We start from the raw sequence: 21,127 nt of genomic DNA on the forward strand, positions 1-21,127 counted from the left end.
TAATTGTCTTGGCGTAGAACCATCGCGCTGCAGTCATCCAGGGAGCAGGCGTCGGTACTCCGCTTCGGCAAAACCGTACGTGTCGCCTGCTAGGCGCAAGAGGCGTTCCCGGTCGCGCACGATCACCCGGCCGCGAAGCGATCGGATCGCCTCGTCCTGCTCCAGTTTATGAAGTGCATCCGTGACGCTGCTGCGCCGTACGCCGAGCATGAGCCTGAACTCTTCATGGGTCAGGCAGATGTCGTTTTCACAAACCCGATCGTGATAGAGCAGGATCCAGCGCGCCATCCGTCGTTCGATCGAATGTGCGAGCGACGAGACGATCGTCCTGCCCATCTGGGTCATCAGCACGCCGACGAAGCGGAGCAGCACGGCACGGATCTTCGGGTGTTCAGTCAATGCTCCGTGCAATGCTGCAGCCGAGAGCCTCACCGCCACGCCGTGCTCCGCTCGCATCACCACGTCATGTGGCCATCGGCCGTCACCGAGCAGCAGCGGCCAACCGATGAACCCCTCGTTCCCGACCAGCGCGACGGCGTACCGGCGGTCGCCTTCAAGGGAATCGAGCACCGCGGCGATCCCGGTCAGCGGAAAGCAGATGCTGTTCGCCGGGTCGCCAGCGCGCGCGATCATGTCACCATTGCGAAACGGCACCACCTCCAGATGCGGCACGAGCGCGGCGCGATCAGCTTCGCTCAAGACGCGCAGCAGCGCATTATCCGTAATTGGCCGCGCTCGCAGCGAGCCTTCACCTTCCGCGTCAAAAGACCGATCGTCCATGCGTCCGCCTACAATCTCGACGCTTGCTTCTCAACCTGGGTCTACTTTCGTACCGAAACACTGGGTCCCGTTTGGTGTTGATGATTCAACACCAACAGGAGGGACCATTGCGCACAACCATTTCGATGCTGATCGCCGCATCCGCCGCGATCGCCATCTTCCCCGCAGCCGCTCAATCGCCGCGCTCGATTACGGCACCTCCTCCCCCTCCGCCGCCCGCGACGGCTACCCAACCCGCCAAGGCGGCACCCGACATGCAGGTGGTCCTCGACGCGCTCGCGTCGCTCGGGGGCAAGCCGATCGAGACGCTGACTCCTGCCGAAGCCCGGATGCAGCCGTCGGCGGCCGATGGTGCCAAGGCGGTCATGCAGAAGAAGGGTATGTCGACTGCCCCCGATCGAACGGTGACGACGCAGGACATACCTTACGGCAGCGATCCCAAGCAGTTCGCGCGCATCTACAAGCCGGCGAACGCATCCGCTAGCGGCAAGCCGATGCCCTTAGTCGTCTACTATCATGGCGGCGGCTGGGTGATCGCCGACGTCGATACCTATGACGCTGCTCCCCGTGCAATGGCGAAGGCGCTGAACGCCATCGTCGTATCGGTCGAGTACCGTCACGCTCCCGAGTTCAAGTTCCCGGCGCAGCACGACGACGCTGCAGCAGCCTATCGCTGGACGCTCCAGAACGCGGCGAGCTGGGGTGGCGACCCGGCGAAGATCGCCATCGTAGGCGAGAGCGCAGGCGGCAACCTTGCGGTTGCGAGTGCGATTTACGCACGAGACAACGGCCTGACCGCACCGCGCTACATCGTCTCAGTCTACCCGATCGCCAACAGCAGCATGACGCTGCCCTCGCGCCGGGACTCGGCCAATGCCAAGCCTCTGAACGGCGCGATGCTGCCGTGGTTCGGCTACTACTATCAGACCAGCAAGGCGGACGCGCAGGACCCGCGCCTGAACCTGGTCGCGGCGAACCTGCGCGGTCTGCCGCCGACGACGATCATCAACGCCCAGATCGATCCGCTGCGTTCGGATGGCGAAACGCTGGCGACGGCGATGAGGGCCGCCGGTGACAAGGTCGAGCAGAAGACCTTCCCAGGCGTGACGCACGAGTTCTTCGGAATGGCCAAGGTCGTCAGCGGCGCCAAGCAAGCCAATGATCTCGCTGTCGCGAGACTCAAGGCGGCATTCGCGCGCTGACCGATCCGGAGGGCGGCACACGCCGCCCTTCACCTTACCTCCAACCCGAGCTCTCCCATGACAAACGAACCCATTCGCTTCTCTCCCGACGTTGAGCAGAAGCAGTCCGACGAAGCCGAGACGATCCAGCAGCTCAACGACGCATTTGATGTCATTCTGGAGCGCACCGCCGAGGATTATGGTCGTGCAGTACGCTCTGTGCATGCGAAGGCGCACGGCGTCCTGAAAGGTGAACTGAAGATCGACGATGGTCTGCCGCCGGAACTCGCGCAGGGACTGTTCGCTACATCCGGGACGCATCAGGCGCTCGTTCGTATCTCGACCAACGCGGGCGACATCCTACCCGATGCGATCAGCCTGCCCCGCGGACTTGCGATCAAGGTCCTTGACGTAGTCGGCGAACGCCTGCCGGGTGCGGACGGAACCGCGCAGGACTTCGTCACCAACAACGGCAAGGTGTTCGTCGCAAAGGACGCGAAGACCTTCCTTGGCAACGTCAAGATGCTCGCGAAGACGACCGATCGGCTGGAAGGCACCAAGGAGGTGCTGTCCGCGGCGTTGCGCGGCGTGCATAATGCGCTCGAGGCGGTGGGCGCGTCGAGCCCCAAGGTCGATACACTCGGCGGCACGCCCAATGTCGATCCAATCGGCGAGACCTATAATTCGGTGACGCCGTATCGATGGGGCGACTATATCGCCAAGTACCGTCTGGTGCCGGTCGCACCCGACCAGGTCGCGCTCACCGGCCGCATCGTCGAAGCGGCGGATCGTCCTGACGCGATCCGCGAGGACGTGCGGGTTGAGATGGAGCGTCTGGACGCCGAGTGGGAGTTCCAGGTCCAGCTCTGCCGCGACTTGGACAAGCAGCCGATCGAGGACCCCACCGTCGAGTGGGATCAGGCGATTTCGCCGTTCCAGCGCGTCGCCGTGCTGCGGGTGCCGGCGCAGGACAGCTGGAATCCAGCACAGGTGCGCGAGATCGACGAGGAGACCCGGTTCAGCATCTGGACCGGCCTCGCCGCGCACCAGCCGCTGGGCAACATCAACCGGGCACGCAACGAGACCTATCGTCACTCCGCCGACTTCCGCGCGCGCGTGAACGGCTGCCCTTACCACGAACCCTCGGCCGCCCAGGCCTGAAGCTCCCTGCATAAGGAACTAGTATGACCAAGGCTCTCGGTTACGCAGCCAAGCATTCCTTCAGCCGCTTGAAGCCGCTCGAGTTCGACCGGCCAGCGCCCAAGGCCAACGAGGTTCAGCTCGACGTGCTCTACTGCGGCGTCTGCCACTCGGACATCCACCAGGTCGAGAATGACTGGGGCAACACCGTCTACCCGTGCATGCCCGGCCACGAGATCGTGGGGCGGGTATCCGCCGCAGGCGGATCGGTGACGAGGCACAAGGTCGGCGACCTGGTCGGCGTCGGTTGCATGATCGACAGCTGCAGGAGTTGCGAGCCTTGCCGTGAGGGCGACGAGCATCACTGCGAGGGCCACAACAGCTGGCTCGCTACCTACAACGGTCCGATGAAACCCGCCGCGCAGACCGACGACGGGGTCAACACCTACGCCGAGGACAATACATTTGGCGGCTACTCGAACGTGATCGTCGTGCCGGAGGATTTTGTCCTCCGGGTGCCTGAGAGCATTCCGGTCGAGGCGGCCGCACCGATCCTGTGTGCGGGTGTCACCACCTTCTCGCCGATGCGCCACTGGGGCGTAAAGGCGGGCGACAAGGTCGGCATCGTGGGCCTCGGCGGTCTTGGCCACATGGCGGTGAAGCTCGCCAAGGCGATGGGTGCCGAAGTGACGGTGTTCACCACCGACAAGGACAAGATTGAAGCCGCCAAGGCGCTCGGCGCGACGCAGGTCGTCGTGGAGGGCGACAAGCAGGCCTACAAGGACCTCGAGCTCACCTTCGACTTCATTCTCTCGACGGTGCCCGAGAAGCACGAGGTCGACCCGTTCATCACGCTCCTGAAGCGCAACGCGACCTTCTGCGCGGTGGGCGCGCTCAACGAGCAGCCCAAGTACAACAACCAGGAACTGATCATGCACCGCCGCACGCTGGCGGGATCGCTGATTGGCTCGATCAAGGAGACGCAGGACGTGCTCGACTTCTGCGCCGAGCACAATGTGGCGCCCGACGTGCAGGTGATCCCCATCCAGGACGTCAACGACGCCTACAAGAAGGTGAAGAACGAGGACGTCCGCTTCCGCTACGTCATCGACATGGCCTCGCTGAAACGCGAGATGGACGAGGTGGCCTGATGCGCGCGCCTCCGTTCCCGCCGGCGGAGATGCCGGACGACCTGCGCGCGTTCAACGACGAGATGGCCGGATACATCTCGGAGCATCTGAAGGGGTTCGTGTCGAAGCGGCGGGACGGAGCGCTAGTCGGGCCGTTCGCCCCCATGCTGCGCTTCCCCGCGTTCGGCCGCGCAGCCTGGACCTACACCAAGGCGCTGATCGACAATTCCAAGCTGCCGAAGCCCGCGCACGAAGTGGCGATCCTGGTGACGGGCGCTGCGTTCAACTCGCGCTACGAACTGTATGCGCACGAGCGGGTCGGTGAGGCCGCCGGACTGTCGCCGGAGAAGGTAGCGGCGATCGCTGCCGGCCAGCGCCCTGCCGACCTGACCGAGGAGGAAGCCGCCGCCTACGATGTCGCGGCGGTGCTCGCCGGCCGGCGGCAACTTCCCGCCTCCACCTATGATCGCGCCGTACGGGCGTTCGGCGAGGAGCAGACCGCCGAGCTGATCTATCTGGTCGGCGGTTACTGCCTCGTCTCGCTGCTGCTCAATGCCTACGACATGTCGGTGCCCGGTCGCGAGGAAGGCCTGCCCGACGATCCCCAGGAAGAAACGGCGGGAGGGCGGCCATGAACGGCAAGCGAACGGCGGGTGCGGTCGCGGGTGCGCTAGTGGCGGGGCTCGGCCTCACCGCGATGATGATGGCGCAGGAGAAGAAGACGCGGAAGGCGTCCGAACTCACCGACCTCGGCCGAGCTTCCGCGCATCAGCTGGGTGTACATCATGTGCCCGCCGGCGAGCGCCCGCCAGATGCGCAGGAGCAGGCGGTGGTGCAGGGCGGGCACCTGCTGCTGTCGGCACTGGCTGGCGTCGCCTATGCTGCGGCGACAGACGAGGACACCGGTGTCGTGCCGAGCGGCGTCGCCTTCGGACTTGCCTTCTACGGCTTGGCGCACTGGCTCACCGGCCCGCTTCTAGGCGTCAAGCAGCCAGAATGGCGCTCGGGCGGCAAGACGATCGGTATGCATACCGCAATCCACATCGCCTTCGGCCTTGCCACTGCGGCAGGCGCCAAGCTGGCATCAAGGACATCGGCATGAGCGACCTGTCCACCCCCGCCCGGATCGCGCGTGGGGCCGTCGCCGGCTTGATCGCCGGTGCCGTCGCCTCGTTCGCGATGGATCGATTCCAGGCAGCCGCGTCGTCGCTGCTCCCGCCCGACGGTGGCGAGGATGAACCCGCGACGGAGAAGGCGGCGGACGCCATCGCCACGGCCACGATCGGGCACGAGGTGCCGGAGGCCGCCAAGCCGCTCGCCGGACAAAGCATCCACTACGCACTCGGGATCGGGCTCGGCCTTGCCTACGGCATCGCCGCCGAGTTCCGACCAGCCGTGACCGCCGGCTACGGAACCGGCTTCGGGCTGGGCACCGCGACGTTGCTTGACGAAACGGCTGTTCCGGCAGTCGGGCTCGGTGATGCGCCGTGGAAGGCGCCGCTCTCGACCACGCTCTACGCCTACGCGTCCCACCTCGTCTTCGGCGGAACGACCGAGATCGTACGCCGGCAGGTCGCCGGCACCCTAACCCCATCATTGGAGACCGGCTCATGAAGCTCGACGGAAAGAAGATCGCGATCCTGATCGCGCCTCGCGGCACGGAAGAGCCCGAGTTCGCCAAGCCCAAGGCGGCGGTGGAAGAGGCCGGCGGAACGGTGACCGTCATCAGCCTCGGCACCGACGACGCGCAGTCGGTCAACAACGACCTCGATCCGGGCGCAACCTTCCAGGTCGACAAGGCGATCGGTGACGTCTCGGCGGCCGACTTCGACGCGCTCGTCATCCCCGGCGGCTCCGTCGGGGCAGACAAGCTGCGCGGATCCAAGGATGTTGTCGGGTTCGTCCGCGACTTCTTTACTGCGGGCAAGCCGGTCGCGGCGATCTGCCACGCACCGTGGGTGCTGATTGAGGCCGACGAGGTCGAGGGCCGCAAGCTCACTTCCTTCCCGACGCTGCAGACGGACATCCGCAATGCGGGTGGCACCTGGGTCGACGAGGAAGTCGTGGTCGACCAGGGTCTCGTCACCAGCCGGAACCCCGACGATCTTCCTGCCTTCTGTGCCAAGCTGGTCGAGGAGTTCTGCGAGGGCAAGCATGCCGGACAGGCGGCGAGCGCGTGACAGACCTCAAGCCGTTCGCCTGCACCATCCGCGTCTTCGATCCTGCCAGCGGCGAGACGGTCGCGACGTATATGCTGCCGGTCGACAGCCCCGACGAGGAACATGCCGCCGCGTCGACGCTCGCGAACGCGGCGTCGTTCACGCCCAAGACGGACGGCGATGTCGTTCGATCGGTGGCGTTCTGCTGCACGGCGGTCGAGCCGCGTCGCTGATCCCGATCTGATTATCGCCAGGAGCAATCCATGAAAGCCGTCGTCTTCCACGCCATCGGTGACATCCGCATCGACGATGTGCCCGAACCCGTCATCGAACAGCCGAAGGACGCCATCGTGCGTCTGACCGCGTCGGCGATCTGCGGTACCGACCTCCACTTCGTTCGCGGCACTTTCAGCGGCATGAAGAAGGGGCAGATCCTGGGGCACGAGGGCGTCGGCGTGGTCGAGGCGGTCGGATCCGAGGTGCGCGACATCAAGGTCGGGCAGCGGGTCATCATCCCGTCCACCATCGGCTGCGGCGAATGCCAGTTCTGCAAGAAGGGCTTTTTCGCCCAGTGCGACGTCGCCAATCCGCTCGGCAAGCGTGCGGGCACCGCCTTTTACGGCGGACCGGAAGGGGGCGGTGGCTACAAGGGCCTGCAGGCTGAGAAGGCCCGTTGCGCCTGGGCCGATGTCAACCTCGTACCGATCCTGGACGTGATCAGCGACGATCAGGCGATCCTGATGAGCGACATTCTACCGACCGCATGGTTCGGTGCGGACCTCGCGGAAATCGAGGACGGTGACCATGTTCTCGTCTTCGGCTGCGGCCCCGTGGGCCTGCTTACGATCGCGTCCGCCAAGCTAATGGGCGGACGCGTGATCGCGGTCGACCGGCTGTCCGATCGCCTCGCCAAGGCACGCGCACTGGGTGCCGAGACGATCAACTTTGATGAGGTAGACGTCCCCGACGCCGTGCTGAAGCTGACGAACGCCGACGGCGCGAGGCGGGTGATCGATGCCGTCGGGGTCGATGCGCAACACGCTCATGCCGGACCGAGCGAGCCGGGTCTGCTCGGCAAGGCCAAGGAATTGGTCGAGCAATATGCGATCGAGCCGGCCGCGCGGAAGTTCGCGTCCGTATTTCAGGCCGGCGACAATCCCAGCCAAGTGCTCGACTGGGCGGTGGAGTGCGTCGCCAAGGCGGGCACGATCGCGATCATCGGCGTATATCCGCCGACCGACCGCGTGTTCCCGATTGGCATGGCGATGAACAAGAACGTCACGCTCAGGATGGGGAACGCCAACCATCGGCGTTACTACGACGTGCTCCTCGACCACGTCGCGAGCGGTCGGCTCGATCCCGTCGCGATCCTGAGCCAGACCGAGCCGATGACCGGCGCGATCGACGCCTACAAGGCGTTCGACGAGCGCCAGCCCGGCTGGCTGAAGGTCGAGCTCGAACCTACCAGCTGACCGGCATTGTCCATTACATACCGCTTGCCCCCCGGAGACCAAGCATGACCTATCTGCGCTACAGCGACGACATCGAGACCCCTGAGGAGAACGAGCAGGAGTCGATCGACGGCATCATCAAGGGTATGACCCAGGAGAGCCGGACCGTCGAAAAACGCGAAGGCCATGCGGTCCGCGCCAGCCATGCCAAGAGCACCGCCTGTGTCATCGGCGAGTTGACGGTCGCCGATGACCTGCCGCGCGAACTGGCTCAGGGGCTGTTCGCGCAGGCCGGCACCTTCCAGGTCGCCGTCCGCTTCGCGCAGGGTCCCGGCGAGAACCTTGGCGACCGCGTGTCCACTCATCGCGGCATGGCGATCAAGGTGTTCGGGGTCGAGGGCGAGAAGCTGCCCGGCCACGATGCGCCGACGCAGGACTTCGTCTTTGCCAGTGGCCCGACCTTCCCGGGAGGCACCCCGGCGGGCTTCCTAAGCCAGGCCAAGAAGATCGGCCTGACGACGCCGATGCCCGAAGGCGTGAAGAGCGCCGCTTCCTCGATCGCGCGCAACATCAACAAGGTGCTCAACGCAGTCGCTGGCGGTCCCAGCCCGACGCTCGACTTTTACGGCCATCCCTACAGTTACCCGCTCGATGACTATTATTTCAGCCAATGCCCGGTCCGCTACGGCGACTATGTCGCAAAGCTGGGGGCCTTCCCGGTCGCGCCAGAACAGCTCGCGCTCGACGATTGGCAGCTCAATCCGCACGAGGACGAGGACGGCTTCCGGCACGCTGCGATCGCCTATTTCGACGAGCATGACGCGGTCTTTGAACTGCGTGCCCAACTTTGGGCTAATGCCGAGACACAGCCGATTGAGGACACTTCCGTAGAGTGGCCAGCGCAGGACAGCGAGTATCGCACCGTCGCTACCATCCGCCTGCCGCGGCAAGCGGCCTATGGCGCGGAGCGGGTGCGCTACTTCGACGAGGTGATGACCTTCCGGCCAGCACACAGCCTCGCCGCGCACCGTCCGCTCGGCGGCGTGATGCGTGCCCGTCTGCAGGTATATCGGGCGCTGAGCGCGTTTCGCCATCGTGAAAACGGCATCGACGAGCAGAATACGGCTATAATCGATCAGATACCCGCGTAATTGCCTTTCAGAGCGGAATAGCCGCGCTTGGCGAAAACGAACGAACAATTGAGGACCATGATTTCCGACGCTTTCCGTGACCCTTCCTCGCTACCAGCCGAGCTCCGCTTCCTTGCTGGCGGGGGCGAAGCGACGCGCCTGATCGTGGAGCGTGATTGGTCTTCCCACCCGCTAGGACAGCCGGCAACCTGGCCGGACATCCTAAAATCAAATCTGAGCACCATTCTGAACTCGCCTGAGTCCATGATCCTGGCGTGGGGCACCAACGAGCTCACCTTTTTTTCAACGAGACGTACTTCCCACTGCTTGGACCCCGCCTGTCTTGGGCGATGGGTGCCCCGTTCCATGTCGTCTGGGCGGACGCCTGGGCGCAGGCGAAGCCGATCATCGACGACGCCTTCGCTGGTCGCAGCCAGCGCTTCACCGACCTGCCCTGGACGCTCGACACGGACCGAGGTCAGGCGGACACCTGGTTCACTTTCTCCTATTCGCGCGTTCTGGACGCGCGCGGAGAGGTTGCGGGGCTGTTCATCCTGACGAACGAGACGACCGAGCGCGTTCTGGCGGATGCGGCTCTGCGGGGCAGCGAGGAACGCCTGCGCCTGGTCGTCGAAGGCGCGCGCGACCACGTCATCTTCACGACCGATGCCGGCGGCGTCATCAACACCTGGTCCGCCGGTGCCGAGGCGGTCCTGGGGTGGACCGCGGAAGACGCCATCGGCCAGCCCGCCTCGATGATCTTCACCGACGAGGACCGTGCCGATCGTGCGGACATCCGCGAGATCGCCAATGCGGCGCGACAAGGGTGCGCCGACGACGAGCGCTGGCATCTGAGAAAGGACGGGACGCGTGTATTCCTGAACGGGTCGGTCCACCCCCTTCCCATCGACGCGCAGGGACAGGAACGCGGTTTCATCAAGATCGCCCGTAACGAAACCGCCCGCTGGCAGGCGCAGAAGGATCTCGAGCGCCTGAACGCCAACCTCGAACAGCAGGTGACTGAACGGACCGCGGACCGTAATCGCCTATGGCAACTCAGTTCCGATCTCATGCTCATCGCCGGCTTCGACGGCAGTATCCAAGCGGTGAACCCGGCCTGGACGCGGATACTGGGATGGTCGGAAAGCGAGCTTGTCGGTCGCCCCCTCTTCTCCTTGATCCATCCGGACGACCTTCACCACACTGTCTCTGGTGCAGCTGGCATCGCGTCCGGCGTGGCCTACGCGCGGTTCGAGAACCGTTATCGACACAAGGACGGCAGCTACCGAGACATCGTCTGGAACGCGGGCCCTGGCGACGGCCAGATCATCGCGGTCGGACGCGACGCGACCGAGGAGAAGGCTGCCGCTGAGGCGCTCGTCGCGACCGAAGCGCAGCTGCGCCAGGCGCAGAAGATGGAAGCCGTGGGCCAATTGACCGGTGGGCTTGCGCACGACTTCAACAATCTCCTCACCGGCGTGATGGGCAACCTCGAACTGCTCCAGATGCGGCTCACCCGCGGCAAGCTCGACGACGCCGAGCGCTTCATTGTCGCGGCACAGGGGGCTGGCCGGCGCGCCGCCGCATTGACGCAGCGCCTTCTCGCTTTCTCCAGGCGGCAGACCCTCGATCCTCGCCCGACGGATGTAAACAGGCTGATCCTCGGCATGGAGGATCTTCTCCGTCGCACGGTCGGTCCGCTGACCGACGTGGAGACGGTGGGCGCCGCGGGACTTTGGCCTGCAATGATCGACGGGACGCAGCTGGAAAGCGCGATCCTCAATTTGTGCATCAACGCGCGAGACGCGATGCCGAATGGCGGACGGATCACGATCGAGACGGCAAACAAGTGGCTGGACCAGCGGGCGGCGCGCGAGCGCGATCTGCCGCCGGGACAGTATCTCTCCATCTGCGTGTCGGACACAGGGACCGGCATGAGCGCGGAGACGATCGACCGGGCGTTCGAACCGTTCTACACGACCAAGGCGATCGGGCAGGGCACAGGTCTTGGCCTTTCGATGATCTACGGCTTCGCTCGCCAGTCGCATGGGCAGGTACGAATCTATTCCGAGATCGATCAAGGCACGACGATCTGCATCTATCTGCCCCGTTACGCGGGCGATGCCCTGTTGCTGGAAGAAGAGGAGGCGATTGCCAGCGCCGCCGCCGCTGCGGGCGAGACGATCCTCGTGGTCGATGACGAAGCCACTATCCGCCACCTCATCGACGAAGTGCTCGACGAGCAGGGCTACACCGTGATCGGTGCGGCGGACGGCGCTGCCGGGCTCAAGGTGCTGCAGTCGGGGGCGAAGATCGAGTTGCTGATCACCGACGTTGGCCTTCCCAATGGGATGAACGGCCGGCAGGTCGCGGATGCGGCACGCGCTTTGCGACCCGGGCTCAAGGTCCTCTTCATCACCGGCTATGCAGAGAACGCAGCGGTTGGTAATGGCCATCTCGAGCCGGGCATGGAATTGCTGACCAAGCCGTTTACGATCCAGGCGCTGACGTCGAAGGTCTCGGATATGATGCGTAGTGGAACGGCTGGGTAGGCCCGCTCGCGAAACATGCAGGATGCCGATCCAGCGACGTTCGGAAGGCGTTGCTCGCAGGTCGAACGGCGTCGGAACGCAGGCTTTGGTCGCAGACAAGGGGTTGGCCATAGCTGCGGATGGCCGGAGGTTCGGCCGCCGCCTTTAGCGGGTCGCATTCACGTAGCGGACGATCAAAGCTCGTCCGTCCGGGCTATGGTCCTGACCCTCTATGCGATCGGCCACCCGCCTCCCCGGCTTGACGAAGATATTGGCATCGCAGCGGCTTTCCGCCGGGCTATAGCCATTCTGATACGCCAGCGTCGCTCCCCCGCGCTGAGTTGGCCGCGCCGCAACCGCGACGATCCGGATCGTGCCATGCGCGCCAAGCAGCGCGGCGTAGGAGGGCACATCGACGGACAAGGTCCGGATCACGAGCGGGCGGCGGTCGATCGTAAGCCGGGATTGCGCGAGCACGCGGCCGGCGAATGCATGTGCCTCGGCGGGGCTGATCTGCTTATCGCCATTGCGGTCGAGCGCGCGGATAAGCCGGCCGGCGACCTGCGGTCCAGCGGTCAACTCCAGCTCTAACCCGACCTTACCCGGCGATAAGGTCAGATAGGCGTTCTGCACGACCTCGTGCACCGGGTGGGCAGAGACCGCACCAGTCACCATTGCCGCTGTCAGCGCCAGCGTCGTTCGGAGCGCCTTCAACGTAGCTTCGTCCATGCCGAGCCATATTCATTTGTCGGATCGCGGAACATGTTGTGCGCGTGATTGGTGGCGTCGCCGTCCATGTCCTGCGGCGAGAATTCGATCAGCACGCGCGGACCTGTGATGCGGTAGTAGGCAGCACCGAGCGGCGATGTCGCTCCCCACCAACCGAAATAGGTCTGGTCCAGCGTCGCGCGTATTGCAGCCACCTGCGGAGCCAGATCGTCCGCGTTGAGGAAGTCGAGCCGCGCTTCGATCAGCCGAAGGAATTGCTGCTTCTGCACCGGGGTCATCGCACTGCCCGGCAGGCCTTCGGGCTGGAGTACCTGGCCATCATGACCAGGACCAAGCACGAGATCGATTTTCTGCGTTGAGCGGACTGCCAATTTTCTCTGACCGGGCGTCAATGCCCGCATCAGCGCCTGCGCCTGGAGGACCTCGTTCTCGACAATGTAGATGCGCCTGCCGTTGCGGATGAACTTCAGCGGTTCGCCGCCGGTGAGGCTAGGCGACAACGTGACGTGCGGCCCCGCCACGGTAGCGTTGATCGCCAGGTGATGTCCTCCGAACTGGAGCGTCCAGACACGGTCGAGCGACGGCATGCCAACCATGCTGACGAAGTAGCGATCTGCTCCGAACATCGCGGGCTCTTTGCGAGCAAGGATGTCGTCGGCTTGCATCTGCTCGATGACCATCTCCATGCCTTGCGGACTCAGCACCGCCCGCAGCAGCGCAGTCAGGCGGCCGCGCTGGAGCGCCGTCAACTTGCCCCAGGGCACGCCCGCACGTGGCACGAAGCCAGTTGGAAAGTTGGACCATTTCACCCGCTGCGCCCCATCTGAAAACGGAAACAGCACGGCCTTTCGCTGCGACGCATCGAGGCTGCTCAGAAATTCCTGCGCTGCCGTGACGATGCGGCGCGATTGATCGTCAGGCGCTTCCGAGTGGATCAACGATCCCGGCGCGCCGTCACCGACGGGTGTGGAAACGGGCGGACCGCCTCTGCCGCAGGCAGAAAGCATGGCAAATGCGGTAATAAAGGGAAAGAACTGACGACGCTTCATCATCAGACTTTTCCTGACGGATGCGCTGACCGCAAGCCGTGTTATCAGAACCGGTCCAATCATTTAGCGCAACTCGCAGATATGCGGACGCCGTCTCGCGGCTGGTCGGACCCAGAAGCGGTCATTCGACACTGGCAGACCGCCTCCCGCTTTCTGCCGTTCGTTTACCTCGGATAGCGGGCCAGTCACGCCGATCCTAGGTGGCTGGGTGTCGCTTCTGTAGGGAAACTGAGCGTTCAATCTTCAACGTGATCAACCGCGATCAGCGTTGCACTTAGCAACGCGATCAGCCTCTGGTTCTCACCCGATAGTGCGTAAACCTTCGATTGCGCGACGGTCAGTGTCCGGCCCGCTTTAATGACCTCGCCGGTGGCAACCAGTCTGTCGCCAACGGCGGGTGCAAGCAGATTGATCTTAAACTCGGTCGTCAGAACGGTGCGCCCCTCGGGCATCAGCGTCTGAGCGGCGTATCCAGCGGCGGTGTCCGCGATCGCGCTCACAGCGCCAGCATGGACGTAACCGTGCTGCTGCCTGTTCGAGGGACCGGGCCGGAGTTCGATGGTGACGCTGCCCGGCCGCACGTCGGTCAACGTGGCGCCGATTGCGCGGAGCATGCCCTGCTTATCGAAGCTCGTGCGCACCCGTTCGGCTGAGGTCGTCTGCAACGTCATGCAGGTAGACTGACAGCAAGAGTGAATGTCTGCAAATGGGCGAGAGCAGCCACCCTACCCGCCTGCCACGACGACCCAGTTCCGGCCATCCGCGGCTGACTTACGCCTCCCCCATTCAGCCCTTCGTTCATCTCAGCGGCCGTAGCCGATTAATAGAGCAAGGTGCCTTTCGGCGCACCGCCGCCCTCCCCAAGTGCGATGATGAATTGAGGACGTCATCAGCTTCTGGATTACCCTTGAAGAGAAGGTCATCCCCCGACTTCGTGAGAATGAAGGCGAGGAGAAAGCCGATCACCGCGATCATCCCACTGTAGTCGTGCGTCGCTTCCGTCGCCTCGGGGATCATCGTGTCGACCAGCATGGCAAGGGATCGCGCCCGCCGCGACCGCAGTCACGGCGGCGATCACCTCCGGACCGGCGCTCGCCAGCGCGACATTGCCTAGCATTGCAGCAAGCCCGGAGGCGAGCGCGATGGCGGTCCAAACGCCGAACACGTACCGAGCGCTGCGTCCAGCTTTCTTCATGCCCGCCGCGCTGGAGAGGCCTTCGGGCACGTTCGAGACGAAGATGGCAGCAACGGTCACGGTGCTGACGCCGCTGCCGCCGAGCAGGCTGACGCCGATCACCACCGACTCGGGTATCCCGTCCAGCAGCGCACCGACAGCGATCGCAAGGCCGCCACCGCTATCCGCATCAGGCTGGCTCTCATTGTCGTTCGAGCCGGAACGCTTGCGATGGCGCGCGCCGCGCCGCGAGATAACGATGTTCGCTAATGTATAGACCAGCGCCCCACCGACGAACCCGGCAGCGGTGGAGTCGAAGCCGCCTTGCCGGAACGCCTCGTCCATGAGGTCGAACGCCACCGCAGAGATGAGCACGCCCGATCCGATCGCCATCACTCCGGCAATCAGTCGCTGCGGCAATCGAACGAACCATGCGATGAGCGCGCCCAGGATGAGGGCCGAGCCGCCGACGAAGCCCCAAAGGCCGGCCTCAATCATGCCGATCTCATCATTTCGTTAGCTTAACCTCGCGTGCGCGGAACCGGCAGCAGCTTAGGTGCCCCCGAACTTGGCCGGAGACACCCTTTTGCATCACTTCTCGTCGTGGCCAGTGCCCGGCTCAGTCAGCTTGGGGTCCTTGCCGTCCCCGATCCGGCCCTCGTTGCGCAGGTCGCGGCCTTCCTGCGCCTTCTGCTTCGCCTCGAGCGAATTGCCATGCTCGTTCAGCTCTTCCTTGACGAACCCTGCGGCTTCCTTGGCTTTGCCCTCGATGCTCATGCTTTCGCTCCTGATCGCGGCACCCGTGTTGGTGTCGCAGACTAAGCGCGTCGGAACTGCGATGGTTTCCTACGTGCATCAGAGATGAGGCCGGCAACTATATTGGGCTGCTCATAAGTCAGAAGATGTGCGGCGTGCGGTACGAACACGACCCGTGGTGCGCCATAGTGCAGGACGTTGAGCCACCGCTGGTTTGGCGACGATGGCTGGCTGGAGACGCTCAACATCAACCTGATGGGCGCCGTTCGCATGTACCGCGCGGCGATCTCGGGGATGCGGGCGCGGCAGTGGAGTCGGATCGTGCTGTTCTCTTCCGAAGACGCGGTCCAGTTCTTTGTCGACGAGCTGCCCTATTGCGCCTCCAAAGCCGGCATTCAGTACCTGACCAAGGGCCTGTCCAAGGCGTACGGTTGCGACAACGTGCTGGTCAACGTCGTCATGCCCGCCTTCATCGCAACGCCCATGACCGAAAGATGATGGAGAAGCGTGCGAAGGAGAAGGGCACCAGCGTGGACGAGGCGATCGACAGCTTCCTCGCCGAGGAGCGCCCGGCATGACGCTGAAGCGCCGCGGCCGCGCGGACGACGTCACCGCCGCAGTGGCGTTCCTGTGCTCGGAGCGGGCGAGCTTCACCAACGGTGCGGCGCTGCGCGTGGACTCGGAGTCGGTGCTGACCATGGCGATATGACACACTCGCCACCAGTTTTCCTTGTAAGTTCAGGTCACTGAATAGCTGTGAGGGATTCCTCATACCGGCCCGTTCGGCGCAATTGCCTAACGATCCCGTTGAAGGCAGCGGTTACCCCCTGCGCTCTGCCGATCTCGTTGTCCTGCTGAGCCGCGTCCCAGTAGAGCTCAAGTGGCCAGCGCTCCGGGCAGTGCGGCAGCAGGCAGCGCAACGCCAGGCGCACCTCGGCACCGTCCACCTTCTCGTCACCGCACCGGGCGACACCTGAGCGCAGGATGTGGATCGACAGGGCGATGATGATCCGCTGCCCGCGCGGGAGTGCCGTCACGGCTCAGCGGAAGTCGTGCGACTTAAACCGCACGACCTCCTCGGGATCCATGCCGTCGGCGTGCGGCGGCCAGTAACAGTTGCGGGGAAGAGGGCTCCAACCTTTGTCGCCGCGATCGGGCGAGCCTGCGTGACGCGCACCGTCACCGCGGCCGGTCTGGTGCGGGAACGACATGGCGCCGACTTGGGTCAGCAGGTCGCCGTGGTCGATGATCCGGTCGCAGATGACGTGGATGACCTCACCCTCCTTCTGCACCCTGCCCTTCATACCGATCATCGAGGCGGACATGACGGTTCGGCGCTGCGCCTCGAAGCGGTCCGGCCACAGGATGCCGTTGGCGATGCCGGTTTCGTCCTCGATGGTGATGAAGAGGACACCCTTGGCTGAGCCTGGTTTCTGACGGACGAGGATAATTCCGGCGACCTCGACGTGCCGGCCATCGCGGACGCCGGCGAGGTCAGCGCAGCGGGTCACACCGCGGCGCGACAGCTCGTCGCGCAAGAACGACAGCGGATGGGCGCGCAGCGACAGCTGGAGCGTGCGATAGTCCTCGATCACCTCGCGGCCGTCGGTCAGCGGCTGGAGTTCGACGTCGGACTCGATGCCCTCCATGCTGACACCGTTGGCGATCCGGTCGGCAGCGGCGAACAACGGCAGCGGCTCCTCGCCGAGCCCCCTCACCTTCCACAATCCCTGACGGCGGTCGGCACCGAACCCGTGATAGGCGTCGGCGTCGGCGAGCTTCTCGATCGCGGCTCGCTGGACTCCCGAGCGCCGCCACACATCCTCGACAGAATCGAATGCCGCCGTGCTGCGCGCGCTCACGATCGCGGCGCCGTCCGCGTTGGACAGCCCACGCACCTGCCGCAGTCCAAGCCGAACGGCGAGGTAGCGCCCGCCGGTCGGCTCCAGCGTGCAGTCCCAGCGGCTGGCGTTGATGCACGGCGGCCGCACCTCGACGCCGTGCTCGCGGGCATCGCGGACGATCTGCGCGGGCGCGTAGAAGCCCATCGGATAAGCGTTCATCAGCGCCGCGCAGAAGACGTCGGGATGATGATGCTTCATCCAGCTCGACGCGTAGGCGATCTTGGCGAAGCTCGCCGCGTGGCTCTCGGGGAAGCCGTAGGAGCCGAAGCCCTCGAGCTGGCGGAAGGTCCGCTCGGCGAACTCGCGCGGGTAGCCGCGCGCCACCATGCCCTCGACGAGCTTCTCGCTGAAGTGGCTCACTCCGCCGGTAAACTTGAACGTCGCCATCGCGCGGCGCAGCTGGTCGGCCTCGGCCGGCGTGAACCCCGCGCCGACGATGGCGACCTTCATCGCCTGCTCCTGGAAGAGCGGCACGCCGAGCGTCTTCTCGAGCACGGCGCGCAGCTCGGGGCGCGGGTATTCAGGCTTCTCCAGCCCCTCGCGACGGCGGAGATAGGGGTGCACCATGTCGCCCTGGATCGGTCCCGGCCGCACGATCGCGACCTGAATGACGAGGTCGTAGAAACGCCTGGGCTTCATTCGCGGCAGCATCGACATCTGCGCTCGGGACTCGATCTGGAAGGTGCCGAGCGTGTCCGCCTTCTGGATCATGGCGTAGACGTCGGGATCGTCGTCCTGGAGGTCGGCCATGCCGACCGTCACGCCCTTGGCCTCCTCCAGCAGGTTGAAGGCGCGGTTCATGCAGCCGAGCATGCCGAGACCGAGCACGTCGACCTTCATGAACTTGAGCGCGTCGATGTCGTCCTTGTCCCACTCGATGATCTGCCGGTCGGCCATGGCGGCGGGCTCGATTGGCACGAGGTCGTCGAGCCGGTCGTGCGTCAGGACGAACCCACCGGGGTGCTGCGACATGTGGCGGGGCACCCTGATCAGCTTGCGCGCGAGATCGAGCGTCAGCCGGAGACGCCGGTCGGCGATGTCGAGGTTGAGCTCCTCGACTTGCTTCTCGCCGACGCCCTCGGCGGACCAGCCCCAGACCAGCCCGGCGAGCGACGACGTCAGGTCTTCGGGCAGTCCCAGCGCCTTGCCGACGTCGCGCACCGCGCCCCGCGCGCGGTAGCGCTGCACGACCGCGGTCAGCGCCGAGCGGTCACGGCCGTAGGTCTCGTAGATCCACTGGATGATCTCCTCACGCCGCTCGTGCTCGAAGTCGACGTCGATGTCGGGCGGCTCGCGGCGCTCGCCCGACACGAACCGCTCGAACAGCAGCTCGTGCTTGATCGGATCGATCGAGGTGACCTCGAGCACGAAGCAGACGCAGCTGTTCGCCGCCGATCCGCGCCCCTGGCACAGGATGCCGCGGCGGCGCGCCTCGCGGACGATGGCGTAAACAGTGAGGAAGTAGGGCGCATAGCCGAGCTCGCCGATGAGCCGCAGCTCGTGCGCGATCTGATTGACATAGGCGGCCGGCACCGCGCCATCGAACATGCGGGCGACCGCCTCGTTCGCCAGCTTCTCGAGCGCCTCCTGCGCCGTCAGCCCCTCGACCAGCCGCTCGTGTGGATACTGGTAGGCGAGTTCACCGAGATCGAAGGTGCAGGCGCGGGCGATGTCGACGCTGGCCCGCAGCGCGTCGGGATAGGCCCTGAACCGCCGCACCATCTCGGACGGCGGCTTCAGCGCGCGGTCGGCGTTGACCTCACGCCGGTAGCCCAGCTCGTCAACCGTACACTTCTCGCGCACCGCCGTCACCACGTCCTGAAGCAAGCGAACCTCGGGCGCGTGGTAGAGCACGTCGCCGGTCACGACGGCGCGGACGCCCGCCTCGCCGGCCTGGCGGGCCAGGGCATCTATACGGACCGCGTCGTTCGGTCGCCGTCGTTGAAACAGCGCCATGTAGCCACGCCGGCCGAACACCGTCTTCAGGTCGGCGAGCGCGGCACGGTTCTCGTCATCCGCCTCGTGCGGCAGCAGGATGGCAATCAGCCCCTCTGACCAGGGCGCGAGATCGTGCCAGTGGAGAAGGCACCCGCCCTTCCCTGCCCGCTTCTTGCCTACGGTGAGGAGCCGTGTGAGCCGCGACCAGGCGGGACGATCGGTCGGATAGAGGAGCAGTCGCCGGCCGCAGGAGAGATCGACCCGCGCGCCCGCAATCGAGCGCACGCCGGTCGCCTTCTGCGCCTCCCAGGCGCGGACCACGCCCGCGACGGTGCCGATGTCGCCAACGCCGAGCGCGGGGTAGCCGAGGAGCGCGGCAGCCGCGAACAGCTCCTCCGGGCTGGACGCGCCCCGGAGCAGCGAGAAGTGGGTGAGCATTTGCAGCTCGACATAGTCGGTCATGCGAACACGCCGTGGATCCACCAGCTGAGATCGCCGGTCGCCTCCACGACCGCATCGCCGCGGCGGAACACCCAGTAGCGGCCGCCGTGCTCGTCCTCGACGCGGTAATAGTCCCGCACCGCCCAGACCTCAGCATCGCGGCGCCACCACTCGCCATGGATGCGCTCGGGTCCGTCGCCGGCGATGATCGCGTGCGTCCGCCCCCGCCACTCGAAGCGACGCGGCGGTTGGTCGGGCAGCAGCGCGATCACCCGCGCCAGCGGCTCGGGACGCGCGAACAGGCGGATGGGACGTTGCCAGTCGGGCCATGTTCCGGGCACCATCACCGGGTCGGAGCGGGTGACGGCCCGTTCCGGCACATGGCTGTCGACGGGAGCGTGCCGGTAAACTGAACGCGCGCCAATCCGTCCGGCGACGACGTCGACCAGCCGGGCGGGATCGCGCACGAGCGTGTCGCCGGCGAGGACCGCGCCCAAGTCGACCGCATCGAGCGGCTCGGTATGCGGCGCGACAAGCCGGAACTGCTCCAGTCCCATGCCAGGATCGATCCGCTCGATGCGCAGCTTCATCAGGCGAAGAAGGTGCGAGACCTCGCGCGTCGGCCGGGACGTTCCGATCGCCACCACCTGCTCGCCACCGTCGACGCGCAGCCCGACGAGGCGCAGCGACCGGGCGCCGAGACCCCGCCGTTGAAGAACCTCGGCGAGATCCGCAAGCAGATCGGCCATGACCTGCTCGATTGCCTCCGCCGTGCCAATCGGTTCGAGCAGCCGCCGTTCGGCCATCGGCACCTCCGGGTCGTCACGCGGCGTGATCGGCTCGGCCACCGCGCCGAGCGCCTGATCGAGCCGCGTGATCGCCGCGAGACCGAGGCGCCTAGCCAGCGGCCCGCGTGCGACCGGCAGCAGGTCCGCAATCCGCTCGAAGCCGAACTTGCGCGCGGCTTCCAGCGCGGAGGGCGAGAGCCGTAGCGCAGCAACCGGCAGCGGCGCGATCGCGGCGGCCGTGCCCCCCGCCTCGACACGGATCAGATCCGCCCGCCCGTATCGCGCGAGGGCATGAGCGGCGCCGGGCGTCTCGGCGACCGCGACCCGTCCGGTGAAGCCCGCGCGACCGCAGAAAGCGAGCAGCCGCCGGCAGAAGCGCTCCTCGCCGCCGTGCAGGTGATCGCAGCCGGCGAGATCGAGCCACAGTCCGTCGTGCGGCGACACGGCGGCGATCGGCGACCAGCGCCGCACCGCGAGCAGCGCCAGCCGGTCGAGCAGCACGGCGTCGGCGGCGGGCTCCGCGGGGCGGAAGTCGAGATCGGACACGAGCGCCCGCGCGTGGGTGGCGGCCATGCCGACGTGGATGCCGAGACCGACCGCTGCCGGGCAGGCGGCAACCACCTCCTCGCGCCGACCGACCTTGTCGATCAGAGCCAACGGCGCGTGCGCGACGGCGGTCACGGGGATCAAAGCCACGGTTCGTGTCGACGCGCCGCGTCCTTTGAACGGGTGGTCCGCGGCTTCGGAGCGGCGCCCCTAGCTCGCGCATCGGCGGCCGCGCGTGCGTGGGTAGCGCCGCGATGTCGGCTTCCACGTCGGAACGGGTCGGCATGCTGCGCGCCCAAC

General features: G+C 65.7%; 19 protein-coding genes and 2 pseudogenes. 12 read left to right on the plus strand and 9 right to left on the minus strand.

The window, feature by feature from the left end:
* Positions 1–33: 33 nt before the first annotated feature.
* A complete protein-coding gene (locus H5J25_RS19820) occupies positions 34–780 on the minus strand; it encodes a Crp/Fnr family transcriptional regulator (RefSeq protein WP_202096711.1) in 747 nt (248 codons plus the stop codon).
* Positions 781–887: 107 nt separating this feature from the next.
* Here H5J25_RS19820 and H5J25_RS19825 point away from each other — a divergent pair, with 107 nt between their 5' ends.
* The 11 genes from H5J25_RS19825 to H5J25_RS19875 all read left to right on the plus strand — a co-directional run bounded on the left by H5J25_RS19825 (position 888) and on the right by H5J25_RS19875 (position 11,523).
* Positions 888–1,982, plus strand: coding sequence for an alpha/beta hydrolase (locus H5J25_RS19825; protein WP_225883608.1), 1,095 nt, complete (start codon positions 888–890; stop codon positions 1,980–1,982).
* 57 nt (positions 1,983–2,039) lie between these two features.
* Complete coding sequence (locus H5J25_RS19830; protein ID WP_202096712.1) at positions 2,040–3,122, plus strand: catalase family protein; 1,083 nt, start codon at positions 2,040–2,042, stop codon at positions 3,120–3,122.
* Positions 3,123–3,145: 23 nt separating this feature from the next.
* Positions 3,146–4,252: an NAD(P)-dependent alcohol dehydrogenase gene (locus tag H5J25_RS19835; RefSeq protein ID WP_202096713.1), complete on the plus strand. Its 1,107-nt coding sequence runs from the start codon at positions 3,146–3,148 to the stop codon at positions 4,250–4,252.
* Positions 4,252–4,866, plus strand: a complete 615-nt coding sequence (locus tag H5J25_RS19840; RefSeq protein WP_202096714.1) for a carboxymuconolactone decarboxylase family protein — start codon at positions 4,252–4,254, stop codon at positions 4,864–4,866. Before H5J25_RS19835 ends, H5J25_RS19840 begins: the two co-directional genes overlap by 1 nt.
* Positions 4,863–5,333, plus strand: coding sequence for a hypothetical protein (locus tag H5J25_RS19845; protein ID WP_202096715.1), 471 nt, complete (start codon positions 4,863–4,865; stop codon positions 5,331–5,333). The genes H5J25_RS19840 and H5J25_RS19845 overlap by 4 nt, the downstream gene beginning before the upstream one ends.
* Positions 5,330–5,845: a DUF1440 domain-containing protein gene (locus H5J25_RS19850; protein ID WP_202096716.1), complete on the plus strand. Its 516-nt coding sequence runs from the start codon at positions 5,330–5,332 to the stop codon at positions 5,843–5,845. The genes H5J25_RS19845 and H5J25_RS19850 overlap by 4 nt, the downstream gene beginning before the upstream one ends.
* Positions 5,842–6,411, plus strand: coding sequence for a type 1 glutamine amidotransferase domain-containing protein (locus tag H5J25_RS19855; RefSeq protein WP_202096717.1), 570 nt, complete (start codon positions 5,842–5,844; stop codon positions 6,409–6,411). The genes H5J25_RS19850 and H5J25_RS19855 overlap by 4 nt, the downstream gene beginning before the upstream one ends.
* Positions 6,408–6,623, plus strand: coding sequence for a hypothetical protein (locus H5J25_RS19860; protein ID WP_202096718.1), 216 nt, complete (start codon positions 6,408–6,410; stop codon positions 6,621–6,623). Before H5J25_RS19855 ends, H5J25_RS19860 begins: the two co-directional genes overlap by 4 nt.
* Before the next feature lie 30 nt (positions 6,624–6,653).
* Positions 6,654–7,862, plus strand: a complete 1,209-nt coding sequence (locus tag H5J25_RS19865) for an alcohol dehydrogenase catalytic domain-containing protein (protein WP_202096719.1) — start codon at positions 6,654–6,656, stop codon at positions 7,860–7,862.
* 44 nt (positions 7,863–7,906) lie between these two features.
* Positions 7,907–8,992 carry a catalase family protein gene (locus H5J25_RS19870; RefSeq protein WP_202096720.1) on the plus strand — a complete coding sequence of 362 codons (1,086 nt, stop codon included), beginning with the start codon at positions 7,907–7,909 and terminating at the stop codon, positions 8,990–8,992.
* Positions 8,993–9,321: 329 nt separating this feature from the next.
* Entirely contained in the window at positions 9,322–11,523 is a 2,202-nt protein-coding gene (locus H5J25_RS19875) for a hybrid sensor histidine kinase/response regulator (protein WP_225883609.1), read from the plus strand.
* Positions 11,524–11,667: 144 nt separating this feature from the next.
* Here the strand turns inward: H5J25_RS19875 and H5J25_RS19880 are convergent, their stop codons facing one another.
* The 5 genes and pseudogenes from H5J25_RS19880 to H5J25_RS19900 form a co-directional block, all read right to left on the minus strand.
* Entirely contained in the window at positions 11,668–12,231 is a 564-nt protein-coding gene (locus H5J25_RS19880; protein WP_202096721.1) for a hypothetical protein, read from the minus strand.
* Positions 12,213–13,283 (minus strand): DUF3500 domain-containing protein, encoded by a 1,071-nt coding sequence (locus tag H5J25_RS19885; protein ID WP_202096722.1) that lies wholly within the window; start codon positions 13,281–13,283, stop codon positions 12,213–12,215. Before H5J25_RS19885 ends, H5J25_RS19880 begins: the two co-directional genes overlap by 19 nt.
* A 233-nt stretch (positions 13,284–13,516) precedes the next feature.
* Positions 13,517–13,951 carry a PaaI family thioesterase gene (locus H5J25_RS19890; protein ID WP_202096723.1) on the minus strand — a complete coding sequence of 145 codons (435 nt, stop codon included), beginning with the start codon at positions 13,949–13,951 and terminating at the stop codon, positions 13,517–13,519.
* Positions 13,952–14,204: 253 nt separating this feature from the next.
* A pseudogene (locus H5J25_RS19895) lies at positions 14,205–14,952 on the minus strand (ZIP family metal transporter); the annotation flags it as partial.
* 93 nt (positions 14,953–15,045) lie between these two features.
* The gene (locus H5J25_RS19900) at positions 15,046–15,231 is read right to left on the minus strand and encodes a hypothetical protein (protein ID WP_202096724.1); all 186 of its coding nucleotides are present in this window, start codon (positions 15,229–15,231) and stop codon (positions 15,046–15,048) included.
* Between the two features lie 198 nt (positions 15,232–15,429).
* Between H5J25_RS19900 and H5J25_RS19905 the strand changes: the two are divergent.
* Positions 15,430–15,919: pseudogene (locus tag H5J25_RS19905) on the plus strand (SDR family NAD(P)-dependent oxidoreductase); the annotation flags it as partial.
* Positions 15,920–15,953: 34 nt separating this feature from the next.
* Here H5J25_RS19905 and H5J25_RS19910 read toward each other — a convergent pair.
* Genes H5J25_RS19910 through H5J25_RS19920 form a run of 3 tightly spaced genes read right to left on the minus strand, consistent with a single transcriptional unit; the run spans position 15,954 to position 20,962 of the window.
* Entirely contained in the window at positions 15,954–16,247 is a 294-nt protein-coding gene (locus H5J25_RS19910) for a hypothetical protein (protein WP_202096725.1), read from the minus strand.
* A gap of 3 nt (positions 16,248–16,250) precedes the next feature.
* Positions 16,251–19,514, minus strand: a complete 3,264-nt coding sequence (locus tag H5J25_RS19915; protein WP_202096726.1) for an error-prone DNA polymerase — start codon at positions 19,512–19,514, stop codon at positions 16,251–16,253.
* Complete coding sequence (locus tag H5J25_RS19920; RefSeq protein ID WP_225883610.1) at positions 19,511–20,962, minus strand: DNA polymerase Y family protein; 1,452 nt, start codon at positions 20,960–20,962, stop codon at positions 19,511–19,513. The genes H5J25_RS19915 and H5J25_RS19920 overlap by 4 nt, the downstream gene beginning before the upstream one ends.
* Between the last annotated feature and the right edge of the window lie 165 nt (positions 20,963–21,127).

Source organism: Sphingomonas aliaeris (assembly GCF_016743815.1).
GTDB lineage: Bacteria > Pseudomonadota > Alphaproteobacteria > Sphingomonadales > Sphingomonadaceae > Sphingomonas > Sphingomonas aliaeris.